The 6,644-nt window shown below is 41.6% G+C and carries 6 protein-coding genes and 1 pseudogene; 6 read left to right on the top strand and 1 reads right to left on the bottom strand.

The genetic code is table 11. The features are described 5' to 3' along the window. Together ACFIL3_RS07265 and tolB are read left to right on the top strand one after the other, a co-directional pair. Positions 1-1,371, top strand: a 1,371-nt coding sequence (locus ACFIL3_RS07265; RefSeq protein WP_375681986.1) for a cell envelope biogenesis protein TolA, incomplete at its 5' end; no start/stop codon positions are given. A 38-nt stretch (positions 1,372-1,409) separates the two neighbouring features. Then, a complete protein-coding gene (gene tolB / locus ACFIL3_RS07260; RefSeq protein ID WP_375681985.1) occupies positions 1,410-2,735 on the top strand; it encodes a Tol-Pal system beta propeller repeat protein TolB in 1,326 nt (441 codons plus the stop codon). 1,074 nt (positions 2,736-3,809) lie between these two features. Here tolB and ACFIL3_RS07255 read toward each other — a convergent pair. Beyond that, entirely contained in the window at positions 3,810-4,556 is a 747-nt protein-coding gene (locus ACFIL3_RS07255) for a YebC/PmpR family DNA-binding transcriptional regulator (RefSeq protein WP_254492472.1), read from the bottom strand. A 368-nt stretch (positions 4,557-4,924) separates the two neighbouring features. On the opposite strand from ACFIL3_RS07255, the gene ACFIL3_RS07250 reads away from it, so the two are divergent. The 4 genes and pseudogenes from ACFIL3_RS07250 to ACFIL3_RS07235 form a co-directional block, all read left to right on the top strand. Next, positions 4,925-5,620 (top strand): DUF1013 domain-containing protein, encoded by a 696-nt coding sequence (locus ACFIL3_RS07250; protein WP_375611764.1) that lies wholly within the window; start codon positions 4,925-4,927, stop codon positions 5,618-5,620. 6 nt (positions 5,621-5,626) lie between these two features. Further along, positions 5,627-5,770, top strand: a complete 144-nt coding sequence (locus tag ACFIL3_RS07245) for a hypothetical protein (RefSeq protein ID WP_375613210.1) — start codon at positions 5,627-5,629, stop codon at positions 5,768-5,770. Between the two features lie 52 nt (positions 5,771-5,822). Then, positions 5,823-6,344 carry a peptidoglycan-associated lipoprotein Pal gene (pal, locus tag ACFIL3_RS07240; protein ID WP_375611765.1) on the top strand — a complete coding sequence of 174 codons (522 nt, stop codon included), beginning with the start codon at positions 5,823-5,825 and terminating at the stop codon, positions 6,342-6,344. Between the two features lie 52 nt (positions 6,345-6,396). Then, positions 6,397-6,644 (top strand): annotated as a pseudogene (locus tag ACFIL3_RS07235) (tol-pal system protein); the annotation flags it as partial.

Below are 6,644 nucleotides of genomic sequence, written 5' to 3'. Positions count from 1 at the left end.
GTCATTTTTCTCAGTTGGGGAGCTATTCAGTTTACAAGCTCTGTCTCTTTACCACAACCGTTGGAAGCAATTCCCATCACTCTTGCTCCTTTGGTGGACGAGTTTTCTTCTCAACAAGGAGCCGTGAAGGCTCCTATCCGTGCAATCCCTGCCGTCAAACCAACTATGCAACCACAAGAGAAAGAAGATGCACGCCATATTGGAGAGGGACAAATAGATAGTCTTGCACCGTTTCAACCAGAGGAAAAGCTGCGTCCCGTTGAAACAGCATCGCCACCATCAAGCGAGAACACGTCAGAAACATTTGCACCAGAACTTACAAAACCAGAATTATTAGAAGCAAAAACAGAGGATGCACCCAAGGTTGCGCCTGAGATGCCTTTGGAGGCACTGGAGGATGCACCCAAGGTTGCGCCTGAGATGCCTTTGGAGGCACCACCGGAGGATGCGCCCAAGGCTGCACCTGAGATGCCTTTGGAGGCACCACCGGAGGATGCGCCCAAGGTTGCGCCTGAGATGCCTTTGGAGGCACCACCGGAGGATGCGCCCAAGGCTGCACCTGAGATGCCTTTGGAGGCACCACCGGAGGATGCGCCCAAGGTTGCACCTGAGATGCCTTTGGAGGCACCGGAGGATGCGCCCAAGGTTGCACCTGAGACGCCTTTGGAGGCACCGGAGGATGCCTCTAAGGTTGCGCTCAAGCCTGCGCACAAAAATGAAGAAATGATATCGCCAAAAGAATTGGCTCCAACGGTCCCAAAAGTACCAGCAGAGCAGATTGTTCATCAAGCGCCCAAAATTGTACTTCCAGAAAAATCTCTTCTTCCACAGTTTAAACCAAAGTTTGACGGAGAATTTCCAAAGAAGAATGAGGCTGCATTGAATCAAAAGACGCCAAAGCTTAACAAGAAAAACCAAGAGAAACAGACCATTGAAGATATTTTAGCTCTGGAGGAAAATAATTTGCTCAATCGTGCGCGGTCACAAGGAGGGGGAGCAAAACGTTCTCATACACCAGAAGCTTTGGGTGCAAGAAAAAATATTAATGATACCACAAAAATGGCACAAACATTGGTCAATATTGTGGGGGGATGTATTCAACAGAAGCTTAAACTTGTGGCGCTTGGCGGCGATTTAAAAAATCGTCCGGTCGTGCGGTTGCGATTTTATTTAGACCGTGAAGGGATGGTTGTGGGCGATCCTATCATTGATCCCGTAAGCGGCCTTGAGAGTCAACAAGCTATTATGATAAGGCAGGTGTATGCTGCTGTCTTTTCATGCCAACCTTATGCAGATCTCCCACGTGATCAATATGATCTATGGGGGCAAGGTTTTGACTTTAATGTTGATCCCCTCCAAGAAATAAGATGATAAACGAGAAAAAAGCGCTTAACGAAAGGACACATTCCATGATGACTATAACGAGACATAAAGTTTTTGCTTGGTTTATTGTCACTTGTGGGTTGTGGCTTTCAAGTATTTCATCGGGTTATGCGCAATTGAAAGGAACTATTTCGAGCGCTGATTTTAATCCCATTCCCATTGCAATTACAGACTTTATTTCCAATGATTCGATTGGGTTGAAAATATCTGCTGTGGTGACAGCCGATCTCGAACGGTCGGGGCTGTTTTTACCGCTTGATAAAGCAAATTTTTTTGAAAACATTTCTAATCCTAATAAACAACCACATTTTGCTTCTTGGCAGAAAATAAAAGCGCAAGGTTTAGTTACTGGGCAAGTCATGAGAGAAATCGATGGACGTTTGAGGGTCGATTTTCGTTTATGGGATGTGTTTGGACAAAGACAATTGAAAGGACGGCGTTTTTATACTGCGACAGAACGTTGGCGGCGTGTGGCACATATGATCGCAGATGAGATCTATAGTGAGATGACAGGAGAAAGTGGTTATTTTGATACAAGGATTGTTTTTATCGATGAAACAGGTCCTCAAAATGCACGCATTAAACGTTTAGCAATGATGGATCAAGATGGAGCAAATTTGATTTATATGTCTGATGGAAGTGAATTGGTGCTTACACCGCGGTTTTCACCAAAAAGACAAGAATTGACCTATATGGCTTACGAGGACAATCAAGTACCTCATGTTTATCTCCAACAAATTGAAATGGGGCAAAGAGAGTTGATCGGAACGTTTAATAACATGACAATTGCTCCACGTTTTTCTTCTGATGGACAAAAAGTTATCATGAGTTTGTTACAAAATGATGGGAGTGCCAATCTTTACACTATGGATTTACGAACCCGTACGATGACGCGACTTACAACAACTTCTGCTATTGATACTTCTGCTTCTTATTCACCGGATGGAAAACAAATTGTCTTTTCTTCAGATCGTAGTGGAAAGCCGCAAATCTATAAAATGAATGCGGATGGGAGTGATATTCAACGTATTTCTTTAAACGAGGGGAGTTATTCAACACCTATTTGGTCTCCACGGGGTGACTATATCGCCTTTACAAAACAATTAAGCGGACAATTTTCTATCGGTGTTATGCGCCCTGATGGACAAGGAGAACGAATTTTAACCACGGGGTTTCACAATGAAGGACCAACGTGGGCCCCTAATGGTCGTGTGCTGATGTTCTTTCGCAAAAATCCCGGTATGGGACCAAAAATTTATACGATTGATATTACGGGTCGCAATGAACGTCAATTACCCACCCCCAATGATGCTTCAGATCCAGCATGGTCGCCTTTGCTCAATATACAGTAAAACAAAATGCTTAAAAACAGAAGATAGAAGGAATATAGTCTATACAGTCTCAAGTTTACACAATCTCAATAGTTTTTAATTATTTAAAAGAAGGAATTGATTATAGTGGGTATGGGGAGTTATGTAGATTTCATCTATCATCTATGGTTGTTGATCGATAATGGAATTTCCTTGGGGGAAAATGCTTAAAAAAATTCAAAACAAGACCTTGAAAAAATAGAGCCGAAAATTCTAAGATCTCTAGAGTTCAACTTTTTATTCAAAGTGTCGCTATATATATTTTTTTAAACTTCCTCTTCGATTTTGTTTGTGAAGAGTCCTCTTGTCAGGGGGGCTGTTGCTCTTTGATGTGTTTTATGCAAACGCGGTTGTTTTAGGTCTGAATATTGATTGATTGGTAAGAGCAAAAGGACAGATTTTTAAGATAAATGACGTTATTTTAGAAATATACGATGCCATAAAGTTAATGCCATAAAGTCAAAAATTTATCCGCAACAGATTAGAGAGATGTACCAGCTTTTTATACAATACTTTGCTAAACAATCAGCTCTGGCTTTCCATTTGCTTATTTTTATTCTGTGATGTTGTAAAAACACTGCTCTTTGAGGTGTGGGGATATAGGGCGTATAAACCTCCTTGATATATTCTAAGTGTTTTTAAGTGCGTGGCGAATATTTAGGGGAGTGCATGTTTGTTGAGCCTTAAGTTTCAAGTGAATTTTATGAGTGATTCGTCATAGGAATACGTTAGGAAAATCCCAATTGTTTAGAGGCTAGATCATTTTCATCACTTGAGGGTGGGGAGAGGAGGTTAATCTTAAAGAACAAAAAGATCAAATAGAGAGGGGATATAGGGATAATCTTTGGGGCATGTAAGAAAGGCGTGAGGCTACAGAGTTTTGTATGCTTTTCTTTTTGGGATTATGTTTTCTGCGATTGATTGTGGTTTCTTGTTGCATCAATGGCTTACCCCGCTATTGACGCGGGGCTTTTATATGTGCGGATAAAGAGGAGGGGTGACAGATGCTTTTGAAGCCCTCATGCATGAAGAGAAGGCTTATGCAAATGATGGGAATTATACAGACAATTTTGCCAAAATCTCATCACTGACATCAAAATTGGCATAAACATTTTGCACATCATCATCTTCTTCTAATGTTGAAATCAGCCGTAAAACGGACAAAGCTTTTTCTTCATCTATTGGTGCAAGGGTGGTGGCTTTCCAAATCGTTTTAATCGATTCTGCTTCACCAAGTTTTGCTTCAAGTGTTTTGGAAACTTCACCAATATCTTCAAAGGCGCAGGTAATATGATGTCCGGTTTCTTCTGATTGCACATCTTCGGCACCGGCTTCAATTGCTGCATCCATGATGTTATCGGCTGTTCCTGCTTCTGGCTTATAGATTATTTCACCAATCCGATTAAACATGAAACTGACCGATCCTGTTTCCCCTAAGGCTCCTCCTGATTTTGTGAAGGCGGCGCGCACATTTGAAGCGGTGCGGTTGCGGTTATCAGTTAAAGCTTCAACAATGACGGCAACGCCGCCTGGTCCATAGCCCTCATAGCGTACTTCATCATAATTTTCGACATCGGCGCCTGACGCTTTTTTAATTGCGCGTTCAATATTATCTTTCGGCATCGATTGTGCTTTGGCATTTTGAACAGCCAGCCTTAAACGTGGATTCATGGCTGGATCAGGAGCACCTTGTTTTGCTGCTACGGTAATTTCGCGTGCAAGCTTAGAAAATATTTTCGAGCGCATTGCATCTTGACGCCCTTTACGGTGCATAATATTTTTAAATTGTGAATGGCCTGCCATAGTTTTCCTTCCTATTTGAGGGCTTTTTTGCCAGTTGGATACTCCTTAGAATTTAAGGCGATAAAGCATGCATCCCACCAGAATAAATGTGCCACAGCATGAGGTGAAATAATCGAATAAACCCTTTATAAGAAAATTCATCTTAAAGGTAAAGACACCTTAGTTGAGGATCATTACAAGAGAGATCTCTTGTCGTTGAGCAAAAATAACGCTATAACAGAATGTAATCTCATAGCAAAATGGTTTATTCCATGCCGCGCTTTGTTTTAGGAGTGGTTGGAGAGACCTAAACATATAAAAAAGTTCCAGTGCTCTTGAGTGGGCGGTAACCTGCCTCATAGAAGAGGCGCAGAAGAGGATTTATAAAAATGGCAACGCAACTTTTGATGCCCAAAGCAACAGCTGTTTGGTTGGTTGATAATACAGCTCTTTCTTTTGATCAGATTGCAGAATTTTGTAAATTGCATGTCTTGGAAGTAAAAGCTATTGCCGATGGTGATGCGGCTTATGGTATTAAAGGTTTAGATCCGATTAGTTCTGGGCAATTGACGCGCAGTGAAATTGCACGGGTGGAGGCTGATCAAAACGCACGATTGAAAATTTCTCAATCGAGGGTGCATATTCCTGAAAAAAAACGTAAAGGGGCGCGCTATATCCCTCTTTCTCGACGCCAAGATCGTCCCAATGGTATCCTATGGTTGGTTACGAACCATCCCGAGTTGAAAGATGCGCAAATTGCACGGTTGATTGGGACAACAAAAGCGACAATTGAACAAATCCGCCTTAGAACCCATTGGAATAGTGCAAATTTGGTTCCTCTTGATCCTGTAGGACTTGGTTTGTGTTCGCAAATCGATTTAGATTTTGAGCTCCAGCGTGCGGCGAAAAATCGTCCTGTTGCAGCAGAAGAAGATAGGTCGTTGCTTCCCGCTTCTGTGACGGAAAACGCTGCTCTAGAGGAAAATGAGAGTGAAGAAAATCTGCATAAGACTTTTGACGCTGATAAAGTTTTTGCAAAGCTGAACGCGCTGCAAAAAAATCGTCAAGATCAAGATGATGCATAAAAAGCCATGACGCATAAGGGAAACATTTCTTATGGAAATGTTAGAGGAATGGCTGAAGAGAAGAAAAATTGGCAGAGACTTAAAAGTAAAAATGAGGACGAAAAAACAGAAAAAATTTCTTCTTCATTAGGAATTAACGGTTATTCTTAAAAATATTTTTAAGAATTGACCCTTCTTTACGAAATTCAAGGAGAAACGGACTATGCGCTCTACCAAAAAAACCATCTCTCATTCCTTAGCTATCCTCTTTCTTTTCTCACTATGCCTGGGTGGGTGTGGCAAAAAAAATGTTGGTGCACTTAACGGTATGAATGGCGCTTATATGAATGATGCTGGTTTGAATCAGGTGTCACCAGGCTCAGGACAAGAATTTACGGTTAATGTGGGTGATCGCGTGTTTTTTGGTCTCGATTCTTCTTCACTTGATGCTGATGCTGAACGTATTTTAACGCGCCAAGCAGAATGGTTGCTTCATTATCCTTATTATTCTATTATGATCGAAGGTCATGCTGATGAGAGGGGAACACGTGAATATAACTTGGCACTTGGACAGCGCCGTGCTGTTGCTGTGCGAAACTATTTGGTGTCTCTTGGTGTGTCCGCACAACGGATTCAAACAATTTCTTACGGAAAAGAAAGACCTGTAGCAGTATGTGATGATATTTCCTGTTGGAATCAAAATCGACGTGCTGTGACAACGTTGAGTGACATGAATAATCATTAAAAAGAAGATTGTTTGTTTCAACTATTCAATAAGCTCTTAAGGGGAAAAAAGAATGTATCGTAAAATCAATTGGAAAACACTCTTTTATATGGGGGTTTTCATAGCTTGTTCTACTTCACTTGTTCAAAGTGCGGCACGAAAGGCTTCCGAATATCCTGCACATGATACGGATAAAGTTGATGCAGTTGATAAGGCAACTGATGACGTGAAGAAAGCACCTGATGCAGCCGATAAAGCAGCATCTGATGTGTTGGAAAAAGCCACTGACGCTGTTGATAAGGCTGTTGATGCTGTTAAAGA

Source organism: Bartonella sp. CE47NXGY (genome assembly GCF_042195415.1).
Lineage (GTDB): Bacteria > Pseudomonadota > Alphaproteobacteria > Rhizobiales > Rhizobiaceae > Bartonella.
Note: the sequence above shows the minus strand (reverse complement) of the source record. Positions and strands in the feature narration are given on the sequence as shown.